The 21407-nt window shown below is 72.3% G+C and carries 19 protein-coding genes and 1 pseudogene; 10 read left to right on the top strand and 10 right to left on the bottom strand.

All coding sequences use genetic code 11. The annotated features are described in order from the left end of the window. The first annotated feature begins 64 nt into the window (after nt 1–64). The 7 genes from AF335_RS28490 to AF335_RS28465 all read left to right on the top strand — a co-directional run bounded on the left by AF335_RS28490 (nt 65) and on the right by AF335_RS28465 (nt 6478). Complete coding sequence (locus AF335_RS28490; RefSeq protein ID WP_102921311.1) at nt 65–727, top strand: RNA polymerase sigma factor; 663 nt, start codon at nt 65–67, stop codon at nt 725–727. Then, complete coding sequence (locus AF335_RS28485) at nt 727–1860, top strand: hypothetical protein (RefSeq protein ID WP_102921310.1); 1134 nt, start codon at nt 727–729, stop codon at nt 1858–1860. Before AF335_RS28490 ends, AF335_RS28485 begins: the two co-directional genes overlap by 1 nt. A gap of 496 nt (nt 1861–2356) precedes the next feature. Then, on the top strand, nt 2357–3985 hold the full coding sequence (locus AF335_RS28480; RefSeq protein ID WP_102921309.1) for an acyl-CoA mutase large subunit family protein: 1629 nt from the start codon (nt 2357–2359) through the stop codon (nt 3983–3985). A 241-nt stretch (nt 3986–4226) separates the two neighbouring features. After that, nucleotides 4227–4445 (top strand): hypothetical protein, encoded by a 219-nt coding sequence (locus AF335_RS28475; protein ID WP_087926621.1) that lies wholly within the window; start codon nt 4227–4229, stop codon nt 4443–4445. A gap of 119 nt (nt 4446–4564) precedes the next feature. Beyond that, a complete protein-coding gene (locus AF335_RS36025; RefSeq protein ID WP_221505304.1) occupies nt 4565–4807 on the top strand; it encodes a hypothetical protein in 243 nt (80 codons plus the stop codon). Then, nucleotides 4797–5870, top strand: a complete 1074-nt coding sequence (locus AF335_RS28470) for a sensor histidine kinase (protein WP_228772905.1) — start codon at nt 4797–4799, stop codon at nt 5868–5870. Before AF335_RS36025 ends, AF335_RS28470 begins: the two co-directional genes overlap by 11 nt. Further along, the gene (locus tag AF335_RS28465; protein WP_102921308.1) at nt 5834–6478 is read left to right on the top strand and encodes a LuxR C-terminal-related transcriptional regulator; all 645 of its coding nucleotides are present in this window, start codon (nt 5834–5836) and stop codon (nt 6476–6478) included. Before AF335_RS28470 ends, AF335_RS28465 begins: the two co-directional genes overlap by 37 nt. Nucleotides 6479–6494: 16 nt before the next feature. On the opposite strand, the gene AF335_RS28460 is transcribed toward AF335_RS28465, so the two are convergent. Further along, nucleotides 6495–6698 (bottom strand): DUF397 domain-containing protein, encoded by a 204-nt coding sequence (locus AF335_RS28460; protein ID WP_102921307.1) that lies wholly within the window; start codon nt 6696–6698, stop codon nt 6495–6497. 12 nt (nt 6699–6710) lie between these two features. Next, complete coding sequence (locus tag AF335_RS28455) at nt 6711–7562, bottom strand: helix-turn-helix domain-containing protein (RefSeq protein ID WP_102921306.1); 852 nt, start codon at nt 7560–7562, stop codon at nt 6711–6713. Nucleotides 7563–7849: 287 nt separating this feature from the next. On the opposite strand from AF335_RS28455, the gene AF335_RS28450 reads away from it, so the two are divergent. Continuing rightward, nucleotides 7850–8386, top strand: coding sequence for an ATP-binding protein (locus AF335_RS28450; RefSeq protein WP_228772895.1), 537 nt, complete (start codon nt 7850–7852; stop codon nt 8384–8386). Between the two features lie 21 nt (nt 8387–8407). Here AF335_RS28450 and AF335_RS28445 read toward each other — a convergent pair whose 3' ends face one another. Both AF335_RS28445 and AF335_RS28440 read right to left on the bottom strand, forming a co-directional pair. Beyond that, nucleotides 8408–9634, bottom strand: coding sequence for a glycosyltransferase (locus AF335_RS28445; RefSeq protein WP_102921305.1), 1227 nt, complete (start codon nt 9632–9634; stop codon nt 8408–8410). Nucleotides 9635–10166: 532 nt separating this feature from the next. Next, a complete protein-coding gene (locus AF335_RS28440; RefSeq protein ID WP_102921304.1) occupies nt 10167–10607 on the bottom strand; it encodes a GNAT family N-acetyltransferase in 441 nt (146 codons plus the stop codon). Between the two features lie 192 nt (nt 10608–10799). On the opposite strand from AF335_RS28440, the gene AF335_RS28435 reads away from it, so the two are divergent. Beyond that, nucleotides 10800–11300: a hypothetical protein gene (locus AF335_RS28435; protein WP_102921303.1), complete on the top strand. Its 501-nt coding sequence runs from the start codon at nt 10800–10802 to the stop codon at nt 11298–11300. Between the two features lie 11 nt (nt 11301–11311). Here the strand turns inward: AF335_RS28435 and AF335_RS28430 are convergent, their stop codons facing one another. The 6 genes from AF335_RS28430 to AF335_RS33855 form a co-directional block, all read right to left on the bottom strand. Continuing rightward, complete coding sequence (locus AF335_RS28430) at nt 11312–11698, bottom strand: hypothetical protein (RefSeq protein ID WP_146045630.1); 387 nt, start codon at nt 11696–11698, stop codon at nt 11312–11314. After that, on the bottom strand, nt 11680–16506 hold the full coding sequence (locus AF335_RS28425) for a putative T7SS-secreted protein (protein ID WP_184743388.1): 4827 nt from the start codon (nt 16504–16506) through the stop codon (nt 11680–11682). Before AF335_RS28425 ends, AF335_RS28430 begins: the two co-directional genes overlap by 19 nt. Beyond that, nucleotides 16503–17093: a hypothetical protein gene (locus tag AF335_RS28420; RefSeq protein ID WP_102921301.1), complete on the bottom strand. Its 591-nt coding sequence runs from the start codon at nt 17091–17093 to the stop codon at nt 16503–16505. The genes AF335_RS28425 and AF335_RS28420 overlap by 4 nt, the downstream gene beginning before the upstream one ends. Continuing rightward, complete coding sequence (locus tag AF335_RS28415; protein WP_107503499.1) at nt 17090–17461, bottom strand: SseB family protein; 372 nt, start codon at nt 17459–17461, stop codon at nt 17090–17092. Before AF335_RS28415 ends, AF335_RS28420 begins: the two co-directional genes overlap by 4 nt. 108 nt (nt 17462–17569) lie before the next feature. Continuing rightward, nucleotides 17570–19186, bottom strand: a complete 1617-nt coding sequence (locus AF335_RS28410) for an alpha/beta hydrolase (protein ID WP_228772896.1) — start codon at nt 19184–19186, stop codon at nt 17570–17572. 110 nt (nt 19187–19296) lie between these two features. Beyond that, complete coding sequence (locus AF335_RS33855; protein ID WP_107503498.1) at nt 19297–19440, bottom strand: SCO1431 family membrane protein; 144 nt, start codon at nt 19438–19440, stop codon at nt 19297–19299. A gap of 226 nt (nt 19441–19666) precedes the next feature. On the opposite strand from AF335_RS33855, the pseudogene AF335_RS28405 reads away from it, so the two are divergent. Next, nucleotides 19667–21076 (top strand): annotated as a pseudogene (locus AF335_RS28405) (amidase); the annotation flags it as partial. Nucleotides 21077–21407 lie beyond the last annotated feature (331 nt).

Raw genomic sequence — 21407 nt, 5'->3', positions numbered from 1 at the left:
CCTTACGGCATCGGGCCCGCGGGCTGCTGAGTCGCGGATTCTCGGAGTGGGGCAGGATGAGGGCGTGCAGGGGGACGACGCTGAGCTGACGGCCGCGGTGCGCGCGGCGCAGGGTGGGGACGAGACGGCGTTCCGTACCGTCTACCGTGCCGTGCACCCTCGCCTGCTCGGCTACGTCCGCACGCTCGTCGGCGAGCCGGAAGCGGAGGACGTGGCCTCCGAGGCATGGCTCCAGATCGCGCGCGACCTGGAGCGGTTCACCGGCGACGCGGACCGGTTCCGCGGCTGGGCGGCCCGTATCGCCCGCAACCGCGCGCTCGACCACATACGGATGCGGGGCCGGCGCCCGGCCATCGGCGGCGACGAGAGCGAGCTCGCGGCCCGGCCGGCCGACGCGGACACCGCGGGCGAGGCCCTGGAGTCCCTCGGCACCGACCGCACCCTCGCGCTCATAGCCCAGCTCCCTCAGGACCAGGCGGAGGCCGTCGTGCTGCGAGTCGTCGTCGGCCTCGACGCCAAGAGCGCGGCAGGCGTGCTCGGCAAACGGCCGGGGGCGGTCCGCACCGCCGCCCACCGCGGCCTGCGGCGGCTGGCCGAGCTGGTGACGGCGGCCGACGCGCTCCCCGCGCAGCGGCGGCCCTCTTCGACGCCCCCGACGTCACACACCGGAGCGAACGCTTCTGCCGGTGTGACGCAATTGCGTGCGCGGACGCAGAAGGACATGTGATGGCGGACGACCACCGGTACGACTGGTTGGAAGACTGGCTGGACGACGACGCCGTGGAACGGCTCCTGAGCGACCCGGCCGGCGCCGAGGGCACGGCGGACGCTCCGACTCCGCCGACCCCGGGGGCGGGCGCGACCCTGGAGGAGGACCCGCGGACGGCGGCGCCCCCGGCTCCGTCGGCGACTCCGCCGGAGGCGGCGGCCCTGCTCGCGGCCCTGCGCTCGCTGACCCCGCCGCCCGCGGCCCCGGACCGCCCGCTGCCCGGTGAGGAGGCGGCGCTGGCGGCGTTCCGCGCGGCCCGCGCGGTGCCGGCCACGGCTGCGGAGCCGACGGCCCCGGCGCCCGCCACGGAGAGACCTACGCGCGTCGACGCCCCCGTCGTCCCGATCGGCTCCGCCCGTCGGCGGCGGCTGGGCCGGCGCTGGCGGCCCGTCGAGGTCGGCGTGGCCATGGCGATAGCGGGCTGCGCCCTGGGCGGCGTCGCCGTGGCCGCCGGTACGGGCGTCCTCCCGGCGCCCTTCAAGAGATCGGGCGGCGAACCGGCGGCGGGCGCGAGCGTGTCCGCCCTGGAGAACGGCGGCGCGGGCACCACGGAGCCCGGCGCGCCGGGTGCCGCGCCCTCGTACGGCGCCCCCCGCGAGAGCGGCCGCCCGTCGGCCTCCGCCACCCCCGGCGCCGAGGCGACCACCGGCCACGGCGGCGGCCGCGACGCGGGCCCCGGCGAGTCCCCGTCCGAGACGCCGCGCCGCCACGACGGCGGTCGCGACGACCGCGAGGGCGACGGCCGGGACGACAACCGTGACGACCGTAAGGACAACGGCAAGGGCAAGGAGAGGGACAAGGACCCCGGCACGGGCACCACGACCCTGGCCACTCGCCTGTGCCGCGACTACCTGTCCGCGCAGCACTGGAGGGCCGTCGACGAGAACGACATCCGCACGCTGGAGCGGTCGGCGGGCGCCGGGGCGTCGGCGATCCGCAAGTACTGCGAGAAGTTGCTGGACGGCGGCGGGGTGCGGAACCCGGCGCGGGGCGAGGCGGCGACGCCTTCGGGGGTGCCGGGGGTAGGGACGGGGGCGTTGGTGGTGCCGGGGGTTCCGGGGCCGGTGGGGTTGACGACGCGGGGTATGTAGCGGGTGGGCGGGCCCTGCGGGCGGCGTTGTCCCCTACCCGCCCCTTCCCGAACGGGGCTCCGCCCCGGACCCCGGTCCTCAATCGCCGGACGGGCTGAAATTCAGCCCGTCCGGCGATTGAGGACACCGCGCGGAGCGCGGAACGGGGGTCCGGGGGCGTCAGCCCCCGGTTACGGGAAGGGGCGGGGTGGGGAAGAAGCCCCGCGCAGCGGCACCCGCCCCACCGCACCCGCCCCGCCGCGACCCGGTGTGACATTTCCACGCCCCCCGACGCTGTAAGAAGTGAGCCGACTGGTCATCGGCCGCGCAAGAGCCGGAGTTCCCCCCATACCGTCGGCTCCTGCGCATCGGCGCGGGCGGGGCTCTTCCCCCGGCCCTGCCCGCGCCCCCCACACCCCGGCACCCCTCCGCACAAAGCCCCGTGTCGACGCTGCCCCGCCCCCACCTCCCGGAGCATGCTGGTGCACACACCCCAACGCGGAGCGGGAGGCGGCAGATGGGCATCGAAGAGCCGGACCACACACGGCACGGCCGGAGCGGACGTCCACGCCGCACGGAATCCGGCTTCCCCGTCGAGCCGGTCTACGGCCCCGGCGCCCTCACCGGCTGGGACCCCGCCGAACGGCTCGGCGCCCCCGGCGCGTACCCCTTCACCCGTGGCATCCACCCGACGATGTACACCGGCCGCCCCTGGACCATGCGCCAGTACGCCGGCTTCGGCACCGCCGCCGAGTCCAACGCCCGCTACCGGCAGCTGATCGCCCACGGCGGTACGGGCCTCTCCGTCGCCTTCGACCTGCCCACGCAGATGGGCCACGACTCGGACACCGCCCTCGCGAGCGGTGAGGTCGGCAAGGTCGGCGTCGCCGTCGACTCGGTGGAGGACATGCGGGTCCTCTTCGACGGCATCCCGCTCGGCGGGGTCTCCACCTCGATGACCATCAACGCCCCCGCCGCGCTGCTCCTCCTGATGTACCAACTGGTCGCCGAGGAACAGGGCGTACCGCCGGAGGCCCTCACCGGGACCGTCCAGAACGACGTCCTCAAGGAGTACATCGCCCGGGGCACGTACATCTTCCCGCCCGGGCCGTCGCTGCGGCTGGTCGCCGACACCTTCCGGTACTGCGCCGCCGAGCTCCCCCGGTGGAACACGATCTCGATCTCCGGCTATCACATGGCCGAGGCGGGGGCCTCGCCCGCGCAGGAGATCGCCTTCACTCTCGCCGACGGCATCGAGTACGTCCGTACGGCGATCGGGGCGGGCATGGACGTCGACGACCTCGCGCCGCGCCTGTCGTTCTTCTTCGTCGCCCGCACCACGATCCTGGAGGAGATCGCCAAGTTCCGGGCGGCGCGGCGGATCTGGGCGCGCGTGATGCGCGAGGAGTTCGGCGCGCGCGACCCCAAGTCGCTGACGCTCCGCTTCCACACCCAGACGGCGGGCGTCCAGCTCACCGCCCAGCAGCCCGAGGTCAACCTGGTGCGGGTGGCCGTCCAGGCCCTGGCGGCCGTCCTCGGCGGCACCCAGTCCCTGCACACCAACGCCTTCGACGAGGCCATCGCCCTGCCCACGGAGAAGGCCGCCCGGCTCGCCCTGCGCACCCAGCAGGTGCTGGCCTACGAGACGGACGTGACCGCCACGGTCGACCCGTTCGCCGGTTCGTACGCGGTGGAGTCCCTCACCGACGCGGTCGAGAAGGCCGCCGTGGACCTCATGGCGAGGGTCGAGGCCCGGGGCGGCGCGGTGGCCGCCATCGAGGACGGCTTCCAGAAGGCCGAGATCGAACGCAACGCGTACCGCATCGCCCAGGAGACGGACGACGGCGAGCGGGTCGTCGTCGGCGTCAACCGCTACCGGCTGGACGAGGAGGAACCGTACGAGCCGCTGCGCGTCGACCCGGCCATCGAGGCCCGGCAGGTGGCCCGCCTGGCCCGGCTGCGCGCGGAGCGCGACGGGCGGGCGGTGAACACGGCGCTGGCGGCCCTCCGGGAGGCGGCGTCCGGTACGTCCGGCAATGTGCTGTACCCGATGAAGGACGCGCTGAGGGCGCGGGCGACGGTGGGGGAGGTGTGCGGGGTGCTGCGCGAGGTGTGGGGCACGTATGAGCCGACGGAGCGGTTCTGAGGACGGCGGGTGCGGGTGCCGCTGCGCGGGGCTCTTTCCCCACCCCGCCCCTTCCCGAATTGTCCTCAATCGCCGGACGGGCTGAAAATCAGCCCGTCCGGCGATTGAGGACACCGCGCGGAGCGCGGAAAAGGGGGCCCGGGGCGCCAGCCCCGGTTACGGGAAGGGGCGGGGTGGGGAAAAAGCCCCCGCCGTACCCACCCTGACCCGCACCGATCCCCGGATACGAGACACTGATGGGATGTCCTCCCCCCGCCGCACCTGCCCCGTCTGCTCCCGCGAGATCGCCGTCGTCGGCGGCCGCTACGCCCGCCACGACCCGCCCGGCCGCCGCCCCGCGTTCTCGTACGAGCTCGTGTCCTGCCCCGGCTCGCGCCGCTCGGCGCCCCTGCTGTCGACGGAGCCGAGGCTGTTCGACCCGGAGCAGCCGCCGATGGACGGCCAGCAGCAGCTCTTCTAAGGGATTCCTCCCTCCGGAACAGGGGAGTTTTCCCCACCGACCCCGCCCGCCGGGCGCCCACATAATTGCGGCGCGGCCCGCTCCGGGCCGTCGGGTCATGGGGGAGAGGTGCGGGTCCGATGAGCGGAATCCCGGTCGTGGGCGGTGCGGGCGGCGGCGTGTTCGCGGAGGGGGCGCGCGGCCTGAGGCGGTCGCTGACGCTGTGGCGGCTCGGGATCGCGGCGACCGTGATGTCGTGCGTGGTGTCCCTGACGGTGATCTCCCTCCCCGGCATCGGGCTGCTGGTGTTCCCGGTCGTCGTGGCCGGCGTCCGCCGGGTGGCCAACCGGCAGCGGGAACTGGCAGCGGGAACTGGCCGGTGAGTGGTCGGGGAGGCCGATCCCCGTCCCGTACGCGCCGCCGCCCGCCGACCAGGGGTTCCTGTCGCGCTGCCGGTGGATCGTCCAGGACACCCAGACCTGGCGGGACTGGCTGTGGGTGACGCTCGACCCGGTCGTGGGCGTGGCCCTGGCGTTCCTGCCGATCGGCCTGGTCCTCAGCGGGCTCTGGGGCATGGGCCTGGCCTTCTACGGGGTGGACCTGTCGGCCGCGTGGGAAGGGCTCTGGTTCGACTTCATCCCGGTCGAGGGGCGGACGACCGCGTACCTGGCGGGCGTACTGGGCCTGCTGCACCTGCCCCTCGCCCTGTGGCTGGCCCCGCGCACGGTCCGCGCCCACGGCGCCTGGACCCGCCGGCTGCTCGCCCCGAGCGAGGCCGCGCGCATGGCCGAACGCATCGAGCACCTGTCCGTGACCCGCTCCGACGCCGTCGACACGCAGATGGCCGAGATCCGCCGTATCGAGCGCGACCTCCACGACGGCGCCCAGGCCCGGCTGGTGGCGATGGGCATGACCCTGGACGCGGCCGAGCACCTGCTGGGCTCGAACCCGGAGGCGGTGCGCGCCCTGCTGATCGAGGCCCGCGAGTCCTCGTCCAAGGCGCTCGAAGAACTCCGCGACCTCGTCCGGGGCATCCACCCGCCCGTACTCGCCGACCGCGGCCTCGCCGACGCCGTACGGGCACTCGCCCTGGTCAGCCCGCTGACCACCGACGTCACCATCGACCTGCCCGGCCGCCCCGAACCGCCGGTCGAGTCCGCCGTGTACTTCGCCGTCTCCGAGGTCCTGGCCAACGCCGCCAAGCACTCCGGCGGCGACCGGGTCTGGCTGGACCTCCGTTACGGTCACGGCATGCTGAGGGTCGGCATCACGGACGACGGCCGCGGCGGCGCGGACATCACCCGCGGCACGGGCCTCCGGGGCATCGAACGCCGGCTCGCCACGTTCGACGGCGTCCTGGCCGTGAGCAGCCCCCTCAACGGCCCGACCATGGTGACGATGGAGATCCCGTGCGCGTTGTCCTCGCCGAAGACCACTTCCTGCTGAGGGACGGCCTGATACGCCTCCTCGGCGCCTTCGGCCACGAGGTGGTGGCCGCGGTCGACAACGGCCCGGACCTGCTCACCGCCCTGACCACGCACCGCCCGGACGTCGCCGTCGTCGACGTCCGGCTCCCCCCGACCTTCGCCGACGAGGGCCTCCGCGCCGCCCTCGCCGCCCGCTCCCGGCTCCCCGCCCTCCCGGTCCTGCTCCTCTCCCAGTACGTCGAGCCGCTCTACGCCCGCGAACTCCTCGCCGACGGCGCGGGTGCCGTCGGCTACGTCCTCAAGGACCGGGTCTCCAACGGCGCCGAGTTCATGAACACGATCCGCTGCGTGGCCGACGGCGGCACGGTCATGGACCCCGAGGTCGTCACGGCGCTGCTTTCCAGCAAGGGCCGCGACCAGGGCGTGGGCAGCCTCACCCCGCGCGAGCGGGAGGTCCTGGCCGCGCTGGCCGAAGGACGCTCCAACGCGGGCATCGCGGAAGCCCTGTTCATCACGGAGAAGGCCGTGGCCAAGCACATCGGCAACATCTTCCCGAAGCTGGGACTGCACGCGTGCGACTCGGACAACCGGCGGGTGCTGGCGGTTCTGGCCTATTTGGAACGGTGACGTGGCGCTGCCCGCGCTATTTCCACGGCCCGTCATGGGTGCCGGCCTTCACGGCGCGTATGAGGCACGCGAGGCGGTGGGGGGAGAAGGTGAGGACGGTGGCGGGGGCTTCGCTCTCACGCAGGTGAACGGTGGCCGGGGCCAGGCCGAGCTCGACGCAGTTTTCGGCATCGCAACCGCTGGAGTGGGAGGACTTCTGCCAGACAATAGGGAGGAACATGGGCCGGGCCTTTCACGTTTCCTCGGCGATCCGGTGGATCATGTCTAGTGACTCACGGGGCGCCAAGGCTGAACGGGCGATCTTGGTCAGCCGGTCTTGATACCGCCTGAGCTGTGCATCGTCGTCGAGGATGATGCTTCCGTGCGCGGTGTCGAACTGCACGGTATCGAGTTGGGGAACCGCAGCAGCTAGGTAGAGCATTGCGCTCCCGGCCCCGGCGAAACCCTCGGTATCGAAGGGGATTACGCGCACGGTTACGTTGCTTCGCTCGGTCATAGCGAGGATATGCCGAAGCTGTGCGCGAGTCGTTTTCCGGCTGCCTACTTTGATCCGCAGAGCGGCTTCGTGGACGATGGTGTCGAACTCGACAGGCACCTCCCGTTCGATCACCGTGCGGCGGCCCATCCGGAAGGAAACGAGGTTTTCGATCTCGGACGACTTCCTTGTGGGGTAGGCGTAGGAGAACATCGCGCGGATGTGATCTTCGGTCTGCAAGAGGCCGGGGATGTGGACAACCTCGAACGACCGGTGGCCCGTGGCGTGGTGTTCGTACTCAGCCAGGTCCAGCGCCAGTTCGGGAAGCTCGTCGCGGTAGCTCTCCCACCATCCTTTGCCGCGCTCACTCGCCATGGCAGCCAACGCGTCCACCCACCGCATGTCCGTGCAGCCATAGTGGCCGGCGAGAACACGCACGCGGTCCGGGCTGATGCCGGAGCGGCCGGACTCCATGTTCGGCAGGTTGGTGCGAGGTACGCCCAGCAGCTTGGCGGTGGACTCCGTCGTCAACCCTGCGGCGAGGCGCATCTTGCGCAACTCCGAGCCGAGGCGCCTCTGACGCGCGGTTGGCGTACTCCTCGGGGGCATCCGTGTTCTCCCAGCTCCCATCGGGTGTGGTGTCGGCGCCAGTCTGCCCGCGTGTGGAACGCCCGGTCCAACGAAGGGTGATCCTTTCGCGAGAGGGTAGTACATGTACTCCGCGATGCCCTACCTTCGATATCGCATCACTCACGCACCGCGTGAGCCGGAAGCGCATCGGCGCGAGCATGCCCGCACACTCCTGCCCTGGGAGAGGTGTGCCGCGTCCAGGGAGACAAGCCACCGGCCGCCGTGTGCGCATCCCAACACCCCACGCCCGTACCGGGAGCTGCCGCATGCCCATGCACACCTCCACACCCATCACCCCCCTCACCCTCTGCCCCCTGATCGCTCAGGACGTCACCCTCCACCCCGAGCAGGACCCCGCCCCCAAAGACCCCGTCGGGCTGGCGTACAGCTTCACCGTGCCCGCCGAACCCCGTTCACCCGCCGTCGCCCGCAGGACCGTAAGGGCGGCCCTGTACGCCCACGGGCTGGCCGAATTCGTCGACCCGGCGCTGCAGGCGATCTCCGAACTGGTCACCTGCGGGGCCCTGTTCGCGCCGGGGCAGGACCTCTACTACTCCCTCCGCTGGCGCGACGGCGTCCTCCGGCTCGTCAACTGGGACCCGCACAGCAGTCACAGCGACCCCGCGCAGGCAGCGCTGTGCACGGGCAGCAGGAAGCGCCTCCTGCTCCTCCTCGCGTGCGTGGTCCGCGAGTGCGACGGGACCTGGGGGATCAGCGAACCCGCCCCGGCCACGGAAGGCACCAGGGTATGGGCCAACCTGCCCGAGGCCGGGGCGAAGTCCTACGGAGTACGACGGTGCTGAGGCGGGTCAGCCGGACGCGGGTCAGCCGGACAAGGCGGCGAGCAGCCGCTCCGCGGCGACCGTCGCGCCGTCGGCGCGGACCGTACCGGCCACGGCGGTGGCGCGTACCCGGGTCTCGGGGGCCAAGGCGGCCCCCAGCGCGGCCGAGAGGGACTCGGTGGTCGGGACCGGCCCGTCGTGCGCGGCGCCGATGCCGAGTTCGGCGACGCGGGCGGCCCAGTAGGGCTGGTCGGCCAGCTGGGGTACGACCACCTGAGGGGCGCCGGCCCGGGCGGCCGTCGTCGTGGTGCCCGCGCCGCCGTGGTGCACGACGGCGGCGACGCGGGGGAACAGGGCCTGCTGGTTGACCTCGCCGACGGCGAAGCAGTCGTCCTGGTCGTCGGTCAGGGCGAGGTCGGCCCAGCCGCGGGAGAGGAGGAGGCGGCGCCCCTGCGCGCGTACGGCCTCGACGGCGGCCCGGGTGACGTCCTGGGCGTCGCGCAGGGGCATGCTGCCGAAGCCCACGAACACCGGCGGTGTGCCCGCGTCGAGGAACGCCTCCAGGTCGTCCGGGAGGGGGCGTTCGTCCGGCCGGATCCATGCGCCGGTCTGTACGACGTCGAGGTCGGCGGGTTCGACCCAGGGGCTCAGGACCGGGTCCGAGGCCAGCAGGGGCCGGTCGGTGAGGACGTGGTCGCGGATGTTCTCCACGGGCGGCAGGCCGAGTGTCGCCCGCTGGGTGTTGACGGCCTCGCCGAACAGCTCGTCGAGGTTCTCGGCGTTGAGGTCCCACAGCACGCGGTTGTCGGTCTCATCCGGCGAGGGTTGGCGGCCGGGCCAGACGAGGGGCGGGTGGTGGGGGGAGGGGAGGTAGGTGGGGAAGTAGGCCACGAACTCGTACGGGAGGCCCAGCTTCTCGGCGACCGCGCGGCCGGCGGCCGCGGCGGGGAGCAGGCCGGTCGCGACGACGGCGTCGCAGTCGTCGGCGGCCGCGGCGACGGACGCGTAGGTCTCGGCGAATATCCGGGCCGCGCGCTCGGGCAGGCTCGTCGGCGGGGCGGGGGTCGTCGCGGTGACGGCCTTGGTCGCCATCTCGCGCAGCGAGGGGCCGAGCGGCACCAGGGGGAGGCCGAAACCGCCCAGCAGTTCCGCGAAGTCCGGCGGTGCGCACATCCGCACGTCCGCGCCGAGCTCCCGCAGCCGCACGGCGAGTCCCAGCATCGGCTCGATGTCTCCACGCGACCCGTACGACAACAGCAAAACACGCATGCGGCGACTCTCAGTTCCGTTGGATTCCGGCTTAGGTGGGCGATTCTGCGCCATGACGGGGGCCTTGCCGCAAGGCCCCCGATGCGCTATATGTTGAGAGTGGAAAGGCGTGGGTACTCCGCTTTCCCTTCGTCGTCCGCTGTGAACGGACGCTCTCTTCCTCGCAAAGCCGCGTCCGCCGCGTACGGTGTCATGCCCCGATCCGAGGATCGTCATTGCGGGTTGTTGTCGTAGGCGTGCTCGATGCGCTGTCTGAACCCCTTGTAGTCCCCCGGGCGGTATCCGGAGAGGGCGAAGGGCAGGCGGAGGGCCCCTGCGCCGGCTGTGACCGTCAGTGGGTCCGCGGTCGGCGTGACGTCCGTGTCGATGGCGAGGCCGCGGTTGTGCGGCGAGAGTGGGGCCGGTAGAAGGACGCGGGAAGTCCCACCGCGTCAGATGGCGTCAACGCTCCTCAGCTGTCCCAACGGCCCCCTGGGCCACTGCCATCACGCAGGGGCCCAGGGGTCTCGCGCTCACGCCATGGCGGGGGGTGTCAGCGGGGCAGCTCGATCTGGTACCGGAGGAAGCCCTTGTTGACGGCGACCTTCTCGTAGAGGCTCCGCGCGGTGGCGTTCGTCTCGTGGGTCATCCAGTACACCCGGGAACAGCCGCGCGCCTTGGCCCAGTCGACCACGGCGGCGATCAGCGCCTCACCGACACCCTTACGGCGCGCTTCGGGCCCGGTGAACAGGTCCTGGAGGTAGCAGACATCGGGGCCGGAGGTGTTGGCGTGGGCGAAGAAATGCGTGATGCCGACGAGCTTCCCGTCCACCTTCGCGCCGAAGGCGTGCATCCGGGTGTCGGCCTGGAACTCCTCCCACGACGTGTCGTACATCGACTGCGGCTCGTCACGCTCGTAGAAGTCGATGTACGCGCGGAACAGGACCTCCCAGGCGTCTCTGTCGGCGGGCGCGAGCTTGCTGATCTCAACCATGCGGTGTCTCCAGGTTCGGACTACGGGATCACCATCTAACGACCGGGGGCCGGGCGGTAGGGGATATGGCGGGCGTCACAGGGGGCTGGACCCGGGGCCGTTTTCGGGCCCGGCGCCCCGGGTGAGGTGGGCGGACGCCCCTCTGAGAGGCTGATGCCGTTGGACTTCGCCGACTTGTACGGGAGAGTCGTGATGCGCTGGCATGCCCTGGGGCTCGTGGGCGCGCTGGTCGTGGGGGCGTCGCTCACCGCGACCGGCTGCGCGAACTATTTCGGCTGCGGAGTGGAGGGCAAACGCCCGGCGGGCCTCACGCGGGAGGACCTGATCGGGGCATACAAGGCGGATCCCTTCGGCAGGTTCGAGCTCAGAGCGGACGGGACGTTCACGGCGAGCGACTGGCCGGAATTCAACTATCCGTACTCCGCCAAGCACCTGGGCGGCGGCACCGGCCGCTGGAAGCTGAACTCGCAGGGCGATGTCATCGGAATGGATGACGACATCGAGCTGTCCTTCGACGAGGAGGACACAGGCGGCGCTACGGCGACGCCTGTGTCCAGCGTCTCGGCCCGCGAGTCCGGCGCCCACTTCAGCGTCGCGGGAACCCGCGAGAAGCCGCGCATGTACCGCTATACGGGCGACCCGGACATCTGTGAGCTGCACGTGTTGCGGCGGGCGAAGTCGGCCGGGGGCTGACGCCCGGATATTCAATCATCCGCGGCCGGGGGCTGAGGTGCCTTCGGAGGATGCTCTGGGAATTTGTCGAACATTTTCATCCAGAACAATACTGTAGTTTCCTCGGCGTCGGCCAGGAATAGGTGGAAGCCGCCGTCCCGGGTCCTGAAGCTGACCATCGCGAGATGGTCTTCAGGGTACCGGCGCAGGAAGCTGACCAGGTCTTCTGTTTCCCTGCTCAGCTGTGCGTCGTTTTTGGTGCGCTTCAGCCGGCGACTGTACATGTGAAGAAGCGATGCCGTTGAAGTCAGGCCGCTGTCGATGGTCAATGGCGTGTTGATCGAGTCAAGGACCGCTTCGTCGCATCTCCCCTGAGAAGTCGCCTCTATAATCAGTTGCTTTAGTTTATTCTCGTCCATGGTCCACCGTTAATGCTGACTTCGGCACCTCGCACAGTGCCTTCGATCATGACTTCACCTTCTGCGTAAGGGAAGCTGACGCCAGGCACTCTGCTGTACCCGGTGCCGTCGGCGTTGGGTATCCGTAGAACGACACCTGGCCCGTTCCCGCGGAAGCTCTCCTCCAGTGCCATGTCTTCGTAATCTGTAGTCCAGGACGTGAAAGTGCTGTCCGTGCGTCCTCCTGCGTGCAGGGCAGGGTCCGAGTGACCACCCAACGGTTGCGCGATCCCTTGTTTCCCGTCCTCGTACATCTTCTGCCAGGATGCCGGGCTGTGATCGTCGGCATACCCGATACCCCGGAAGAGATGCGGTTCTTCTTCCGGGTCCCAGCTACCGCCGTTCTCGCACCCACCCCCGGGCGCCAACCCCAACGGATCCACCCACGTATGCGGATTATGCACATACGTCACCGGGTTCGGCGCCGGTGACAGACCCAAAGGATCCGGAGTCGCGTACCGGGCCGTTTGAGGGTCGTAGTGGCGGTGGACGTTGTAGTGCAGGCCCGTTTCCGGGTCGAAGTACTGGCCCGGGAAGCGGAGAGGGGTGTAGGCCGGGCTGTCCGCGGGCCAGGTGGTCGTGCCCCAGAGCGTGGTGCGGCTGCGCCAGGCGATCTCGCCTTGTTCCGTGACCAGTTCGCTCGGTGAGCCCGCCAGGTCCGTGACGATGGCGAAGAAGCGGCTGTCGATCTCCTTCTGGGGGGCGTCCGCCGCCGATATCCGTTCCGTCTGCGCGATCGGGCGCAGGCCGTCGTGGTCCCAGGTCAGCGTGACCGGGTTCGGGTGGTCGGCCGTGGTCGTGGTCTGCTCGGCCAGCGTGGTGCCGTCCCAGGAGAAGAGCACCTCCTCGGCCACCGCACCCGGCTCCGTAAGGCGCTCCTTTGCGACGCGGCGGCCCAGCGGGTCGTACCGGTAGCGCCACCGGGTCCCGTCCGGTGTCACCACCGACCTCAGGCGGTCCTCCGCGTCCCATTCGTACCGCCAGACATCCGGCTTGCGGGACAGCCGCGGCTTCCGGCGCAGTACGACGCGGCCCAGCGCGTCGTACTCGTAGGAGATCTTGCCCGCCCGGGTGAGGCGGGTGCCGGTGTAGGCGCGGGGCCCGAGTGCCTCGCCGCCCGGGTGGGACGTGGGCCAGGCCGCCTCCGTCTGGTTGCCCGCCGCGTCGTAGGCGTACCGCTCCGACCAGTCCGCCCCGGTCACGGCCGTCACCCGGCCCACGGGGTCCAGCTCGAAGGCGCGGGAGCCCGCGAGGTGGTCGTCGACCGAGGTGAGGTGGCCGTCCGGGCGGTAGGTGTACGCGCGGGACTGGACCAGGCCCGCGTCGCCGTTCAGCAGGCGCTGCCCGGTGAGCCGGCCCGTCGGGTCCCACGCGTGCGTCAGCGTCAGCGTCAGCGTCTCGCCGAAGTGCCGCGCGACCTCCCGTCCCGCCGGGTCGTGCTCCATGGCGAACACGCGGCCCGAAGCGGTCGTGGACGTGCGGCGGCCCGCCGCGTCGTACGTCCAGGTGCTGACCGCGCCCGTCGGCGTGACCCGGCGCGTGCGGCGGTGCAGCCTGTCGTACGCGTACGTCGACGTACGGCCGTCGTACGTCTCCGACTTGACGCGGCCGAGGCGGTCCCGGCCGTAGACGAGCGTGGCGTCCGGACCGGCTGCCTCGACGAGGCGGCCGGCCGCGTCGTGGACGTACGTCGTGACCGCGCCGTCCGCGTCCTTCCGGACGACCCGGCCCAGCGTGTCGTGTTCGTACGCGATCACTTGGTCGAGATCGTCCGTACGGGAGACCAACTGCCCCGCCACGTCGTGCGCGTACGTGAGCGCGCGGCCGTCGAAGTCCGTCTCGCCGGTCAGCCTGCCCGCGCCGTCGTACGTGTAGCGCCACGTCAGCCCCTGCGGGTTCGTGACACCCAGCAGCCTCAGCTGTGCGTCATGTTCGAACTCGTATCGCGCTCCGTCCGGGCCGGTTCTCGCCGACAGCCGGTCGAAGTGCGTGTACTCGGAGCGGGTGACCCCGCCCAGCGCGTCCGTGTGCGTGACGCAGTTGCCCTCTCCGTCGTAAGCCCAGGTCTCCTCCGCCCCGTCCGCCCCGACCCGCCGGACGAGCTTGCCCTCGACCGACCACGACAGCCGGGTGGTCGCCCCCAGCGGGTCGGTGATCGCGGTGACGCGCCCGAAGGCGTTCCTGCGGTAGGTCGTCACACCGCCCAGGGGGTCCACGATCTCGACCGGCAGTCCCGCCCGGTCGCACCGCACGCGCGTCACGTCGCCCAGGGCGTTCGTCACCGAGGCCGGGTGCCCGTGCGCGTCGTAGCCGAAGTGGGTGACCGATCCAGCCGGGTCCGTGACCGAGGTGCGGCGGCCGGCGGCGTCGAAGGTCTGGTGGTGGACGGATCCGTCCGGGCCGGTCAGGGCCGACGGGTTGCCGTGCACGTCGTACGAGACCGACGCCGTCCTGCCGTCCGGGCGGGTGACCGAGAGCGGCCTGCCTTCCCCGTCGTAGCGGAACTCCGTCGTGCGGCCCAGGGCGTCGGTCCGGGACAGGAGGCGGTTCCAGCGGTCCCGGACGGTGCGGACCGTGCCACCCGCCGGGTCGGTCTCGGCCACCACGTGCAGGGCGTCGTCGACCGAGTAACGGGTGGTGTTCCCCAGGGAATCGGTCAGGGCGTTCACCCGGAGCCCCGTCGCAGGGTCACGCGGCCCGTAGTCGAGCGAGAACCGCATGTGGCCCTCGTCGCCGCTCTGGAAGACGCAGCGGTCCTCGGCGTCGTACGCGTACGTGTACCGGCTGTCGTTGCGGTCCGTCCACGAGGTGATGCGGCCGCGCTCGTCATAGGCGAAGCGGAGCGGGACGCCCGAGGAGTTGACGATCTCCGTCAGATTTCCGTCGGTGTAGCCGTAGCGGACCAGCTCCGCGTCCGTCTCCCCGGCACCGCCGCCCGCGAGGTGCAGGGCCGTGACGCGGCCGCCCTCCGTCGTGACCCGGACGAGGTAGCCGCTGTCGTGGGCGATCGTGACGGGCGCGCCGCCGGCGTCGTACGTGAAGGCGATCCCGTGCCCGTCGCGCCCGGATATTCGATCCAGCAGGGCGAGTCCGGGGTCGTACGAGGTGAAGTGCCAGGTCCGGCCGCCGATCGGGTCCGTGATGACGTAGCCGCCGTCCTCGGTCACCGAGAGGGGCCAGCGCGAGCCCTCGGCGGGGAGGGTGGGCACCCCGGGGGCGGGGTGCGGATAGGCCAGGAGCATCCCGTTCGCGCGGACGAAGATCACGCCCTCGGCGTCGATCTCCAGCCGTTCGTCGACGGTGCTCGACCAGGAGCGGCCCAGCCACCGTCCCGCGTGGTAGCCGGATTCGGCGCGGCGGTGGAACTCCAGCGGGAGCCCCGCGGCGGGCAGCGAGACATCCGTCTGCGGCAGGAACATCCGGCCGGTGGCCAGATCGACGGGGTCGCCCCCGACGCACTTCTGCGTCGGCTCGACGCCGCCCGCCTGGGGGTCCTCATGCACGGACCTCCGCGCGGCCCCGCTCTCCGCGGCCTCCGCGCCGGTCCGCCGGGCGCCGCTCCCGGCCAGGCCCTCCGCTCCCTCCCGGGCCCCGGCGGCGAGCGCCCGCCGGCCCGCGCCGGCCCCCGCGCCCGCACCACCCGTACCCAGCGCCGAGGCCAGGTCGATGGAGAGCCGCCCGGTCGCCTCGCTCGGGTCCTTGCCCCAGCCCTCGCCGAGCAGGACCTGCGGGGTGCGCTCCGGGTGGTTGCCGAGCGCGGCGAGGCCCGCGACCGTGGTGTCCAGGTGGTCCAGGTAGGCCGCGGGATGGGTGAGGTTGTAAGGGTCGATGGGGTTGACGCCGCGGACGAACTTCACCAGACCGCCGGCGCCCTTGACCATGCCGCCCGCGAAGTGGTTGCCCTCGATGACGGACGCCGTCCTGAAGTCGGCGAAGTCCTGCGAGAGACGGTCGCTGAACGCGGCCTTCTTCGGCGCGTGCGCCAGAGCCTCCTTGACCGCCTCCTGCGCCTTCCCGGCGGCGGAGTCCCGCTGCGACCGGGCGTGGGCCAGGATCTCCTGGGCCTCCTTGACCTTGGCCGCCCCCGGGTCGCTGAACTCCCCGGGCCGGGCCGGCCGGGTGCCGGGGTCCTTGCCGTCCTTGAGCTTGGCGTTGTACGCGTCCGCCGCGTCGTTGTAGGCGTCGACCAGCGCCTTGTGAGCGTCGGACGCCTTCTTCGTGGCCGCCTTGCCCTCCTTGTACGCGGCGACGGCCTCCTTGGCCTGGCCCTGTGCCCAGGTCACGGTGTCCGCGTAGGAGTCCAGGGCCTTGTACGCCTTCTCGCACGCGTCGGCGGCGTGCAGCCACTGTGCCGGGTGCATCTCGAACTTCGCCCGAAACGTTTCCGCGCTCTTGCCGCGCCAGTGGCTCGCGTCCAGGGCCTTCATTCCCTTGCCGACGCGGTCGAAGGCGGCGTGGAAGTCCTTCAGATGTCCGGCGGAGGCCCTGATCTCTTTCGCGCTGCCGTGGACGAGCTCGTTCGCCTCCTCGGTCTGGCCGAGCCGCTGTTCCGCGATCTTCGCGCCGAGCGCGGAGCCGGTCCGGTCGCCCCAGTCCTCGACCGCGTCCGCGGCCCCGTGGAAGCCGATGTGGTCGAGGCCGCCGCCGACCTGGTCCGTGGCCCAGTCGACGCCCTCGCCGACCTTCTTCTTCCCCGCGTTCCAGAGGTGTTCGCCCTTGTCGCCGACCTTGTCCACGGCCTCCTTGAAGGGGTCCCAGACGCTGCTCACCGGTCCTCACCCGCGCCCGGCCGCTGCTGCGGGGAGCCCGTGGCGCGCCGGACCAGCCTCGGCAGCGACGGGTCCTTCTCGTAGTCCTCGACGACGCCGCCCCAGGTCTTCCTGCCGTTGTCGAAGGCGTCCGAGAAGGACTTCGCGCTGTAGTCGGCCTTCGCGAAGTTCCCGTTGGCGCGGATCTCGCCCCAGGACATCTTCTCGACGTCCGCGTCGGACAGGTTCGGGTTGGCGCCCCAGGCCGCCCCGAACACCTTCCAGGTGCCTTCCTGGTACTTGTCCTGCTCGTAGAACATGCCCGCGGACAGCCCCACGCGCTTGGCGAACTCGTTGCCGTCCTGGACGAGGTCGCGCACACCCCGCTCCCAGCGCTCGCAGAACTCCTTGAACTGGGCGGCGAGCCCTTCGTGACCCAGTTGGAGGCCCGACAGCGCGATGTCCTCGAAACCGCGCCCCACGTTCGCCTCGCCGATCAGGCCGAGCTCCTTGAGCTCGGCGATCGCGTCCCCCAGGCCCTTGGTGATCAGGGCCAGCGCCGTGGGGCTCGCGTCCAGCGTGCCGTCACCGGACGGCGCCCCGCTCACGGCGCCACCGCCACGCCGTCCGGCACGATCCCCGGGGCGGGCGGGAACAGCATCGGCCGTTCGCCGCCCATGTCCAGGGCCACGCCCGCCGGCTCGCCGAGACCCGGCACCACCACGTCCAGCAGTCTCGCGCCGAGCACGGTGCGGTACTCCCAGTCGCGCCGTCCGGCGCGCGCCCCGGCGAAGCGGGCCAGGGCCCGCTCGTCGGTGAAGGCGTGGATCCACCACACGCCCTCGTGGCCGGCCGTCCACAGCCCGCCCCTGTCGTCCAGCGGCACCAGGACAGCGGTCCGCCGGAACTCCCCGATCATCGCGGCGGACCGCCCTCGTCCCGCGCGGACGGCGGCCACCTCATCCCATAACGCCACTGCGTACGCCCCTCCCCTTGTGCGGCCAGCCTAGATAACCGACACCGCGTCACCGGCACGGGGTGTGGTGGTGCGTGCGGGATGAGTGAGGAGGAGTGGACGTAAGGCTTACGCGGCGGATTCGGGCTCGCAGGTTTTGTCCTGGTTCGGGCGGGTGCCCTTGGTGAGGAAGTCCGTGGCCGCGCGGTCGGCGCAGTTGTTGCCGGTGTCCAGGTAGACGCCGTGGCCGCCCGCGTCGACCGTGACCAGGCGGGCGCGGTCGCCCAGGGCCTCGCGCATCTTCAGGGCGCCCCGGTACGGAGTGGCCGGGTCGCGCTGGTTCTGGATCATCAGGATGTTCGACGGGCCGTCCGCGGTGATGCGGGTGGGCTTCTCCGTCGCGCCGCCCTTCCAGAAGGCGCACGGGAGGATGCCCACGGGCATGCCCGCGGTGAGCGGGTACCGGGCCCGGTCGGCGGCCACGTCACGGGCGTAGGAGGCCACCGAGCGCGGCCAGTTCACGTCGTTGCAGAGGGTGCCGACGATGACCGCCGACTGGTCCTGCGAGATCGGGCCCGCAGGCAGCGGGTCGGGCACGGTCAGCGGGCCGGTGGTGTCCCGGGCCGCGACGATCAGCGCGGACAGCGCGGTGAACGTGCCGTCCTTGTCCGTGCCCTTGCCGTACAGGGCCTGCTGGAGCGCCTGGCGGAGGCGGTTCCCGGTCAGGGGGAAGTGGCCGTCCCGGAACTCGCGGGGGCGCGCGTCCAGTCGCGCCGCCACCGCGAGGAACTCCCGCCGTACGTCCGCCTCGCGCCCGGCCACCCGGTGCGCCTTGTCGCGGGCGGGGTCCGCCGCCCACCGCGCGAAGTCCGGGAAGCGGTCCTCCGCGCCCATGGCCATGTTTGCCGACCAGCTCCGTTCCAGGCGCGTCGGGTCCGGGTCGCCGCTGCTGTCCAGGAGCCAGCGGTCCGTGCGTTCCGGGTGCTTCTGGGCGTAGAGGGCGCCCACGTACGCGCCGTACGAGACGCCCCACGCCGACAGCTTCTCCTCGCCGAGGGCCTGGCGGAACCGGTCGATGTCGCGGACCTCGTTGGCGGTGGAGACGCTGCGCAGGAGAGCGCCGCCGTTGCGCGCGCAGGCGTCGGCGACGCGGCGGGCGCGGGTCACGTTCTCGCTGATGTCGCCGCCCGCGCCCGGCCAGGGGCGCAGATGGGTCAGCTCGCGGTCGTCGTCCGAGAGCCGGCAGTCCGCCTTGGCGCTGCCGCCCACCCCGCGCGGGTCGAGGCTGACGATGTCGTACGCGCCACCGGTCCGTTCGCGCAGTTCCGCGCCCTGCTGCGCGAGCCATTCGCGGCCGGAACCGCCCGGTCCGCCGGGGATGAGGAGGAGGGTGCCACGGCGGGCCTCGGGACGGTCGCTGCGCAGGCGGGACACGGCGATGTCGGTCCGGGGGCCGTCGGGGGCGGCGTGGTCGACCGGTACGGAGAGGGTGGCGCACTCGCGGGCGGGGGCCCCGCCGGTGCCCGTGCCGGTACCGGTGCCCGTGCCGGTGCCGGTACCGGTGCCCGTGCCGGTGCCCGTCCCGGTCTTCGCGGCGCCCGGGGTCCCGTCGCAGGACTGCCAGCCGAGGCCCGTGGCCTTCGGTTCCGGCGCGTGCGGTCGCGCCTGCGCGGGGGCCGTCAGGGCTGCGGCGCAAGCCGTGGTGGAGAGGGTGAGCAGGATGGCCTTGCGGTGGAAAGATCGCATGCAGCAAGGGTGTTGGCCGGGGGCGCTGTTGCCCATCCGGCCAGCCGTGCCCTTAGGGGTGGGGGTAACCCCCGGGCGGGGATCCGGCCCGCGCGCGGCGCCCCCTCCGCTCAGACCAGCCCGAGCTGCGTGATCAGCATCGCGATCACCACGACCAGGGTCCAGCCCGCCACCTGCTCGACGAGCCGGTCCTTCTCGGACGGATCGGAGGGGCCGCCCGTGCGGGCGCGGACGGCGGCCGTGGTGTCGGTCATGGTGGGTGTCCTCGGTTCGGTGATCAAGTGATCGGCGGGGGCTTTTCCCTCGGTGTGGTCTCCGTGCGCCGCGTGAACCGTGTGGCGTCCCGCGTCGCCCGTTACTCCGCACTCCTCGTTCCACCGTGCGCGCCCCGCCCCGCCCGGTAAAGGGGGAGTGGCTCACGTCACGCCCGCACTCGTCAGCCTGTGCGGACAACTCCCGTTCCCCTACCGTGGATTGTCCATGGGGGAGGGGGATCAGGTGACGGGGTTCATAGCCGGAGGGCTGGGAGATCAGGCGAGAGCGCTGGCGGCCGGCGAGGTGTCCTCGCGGGAGCTGGTCGGGCGGGCGCTCGGGCGGATCGAGGCGACCCAGCCCCTGCTCAACGCCTTCCGGTGGGTGCGGGCCGAGGCGGCCGCCGAGGAGGCCGAGGCCGCCGACCTGCGGCTGGCGGCCGGGGAGCGGCTGCCGCTGCTGGGCGTGCCGGTGGCCGTCAAGGACGACATGGACATGGCCGGCTGGCCCACGGCCTTCGGCAGCGCCGGGGACTTCCCGCCGAAGACGGCCGACAGCGAGGCCGTACGGCGGCTACGGGCCGCGGGCGCGGTGATCGTCGGCAAGACCAACACCCCGGAGTTCGGCCAGTTCCCCTTCACGGAGGGCCCCGCCTTCGGGGTGACGCGCAACCCGTGGAACCCCGCGCACACCCCCGGCGGCTCCTCGGGCGGCGCCGCCGCGGCCGTCGCCGCGGGGGTGGTGCCCGCCGCGCTGGGCTCGGACGGCGCCGGCTCGCTCCGCATCCCGGCGGCCTGGACGCATCTCGTGGGCATCAAGCCGCAGCGCGGCCGGGTCTCGACATGGCCGGAACCCGAGGCGTTCCAGGGCATCACCTGCCACGGCCCACTGGCCCGTACGGTCGCCGACGCGGCCCTGCTGCTGCACGTGGTGAGCGGCTCGCACGCCGGTGACCTGCACCGGCCGGAAGCCGTCGATGTCCTCGCGGCGGTCGGCCGGGACCCCGGACGGCTGCGGATCGCGCTGTCGCTGCGGCCCGCGTTCGCCGGTGCGCGCCACCGGCTGGACCCGGCCGCCCGTTCCGCGACCCTGCGGATCGCGGAACGGCTGGAAGCGCTGGGGCACGAGGTGATCGAGGAGGACCCGCGCTACGGCCTGATCGGGCTGGGCTTCGTACCCCGCTCGATGGCCGGCATCCGGGAATGGGCCCGCCAGGTCCCGGACCGGGCGGTCCTCGACACCCGCACCAGGGCGAACGCGCGCCTCGGGCTGCTCCTGGGCGGGGGCGCGCTGCGCGCGGCGCGCGCGGCGGAGCCCCGGTCACGGCACCGGATCGGCGAGATCTTCGACCGCTTCGACGTGGTGCTGACGCCCAGCACGGCCGTACCACCGCTGCGTACGGGCGAGATGGCGGGCCTCTCCACCCGGCGCACGGACAGCGCGATGATCGCGGCGTGTCCGTACTCCTGGCCGTGGAACGTCCTGGGGTGGCCGGGGGTGAGCGTGCCGGCGGGCTTCACGGACGGCGGGCTTCCGCTGGGGGTGCAGCTGTTGGGGCCGGGGGGTGGGGAGCCGCTGCTCATCTCGCTGGCGGGGCAGTTGGAGGGGGATCTGCGGTGGTACGAGCGGTGGCCGGCGGGGTTTGGGGCCGTGGGGGTGGGTGGGGCGGGGTGGGGTCGCGGTTGCCGTCCGGGGGCTAGGTGCCCTGCGGGCGGCCTTTCCCCAGCCCCGCCCCTTCCCGAAACCGGGGAGATCCCCGGGCCCCCGTTCCGCGCGGTGTCCTCAAACGCCGGACGGGCTGAAAATCAGCCCGTCCGGGGGCACCTTCTACCTCGGCGACCCGTACGACAGAAGCAGCAGCACCCCCACCGCCACCACCGGCGCGATCACGATGAGCGCCAGCCCGCCCGGGTTGCGGTCGTTGTAGACCCAACGGCTCCCGTACCGGCGGCGCGTGAAGAGCGGCGGC

Source organism: Streptomyces eurocidicus (assembly GCF_002891295.1).
Lineage (GTDB): Bacteria > Actinomycetota > Actinomycetes > Streptomycetales > Streptomycetaceae > Streptomyces > Streptomyces eurocidicus.
Note: the sequence above shows the minus strand (reverse complement) of the source record. Positions and strands in the feature narration are given on the sequence as shown.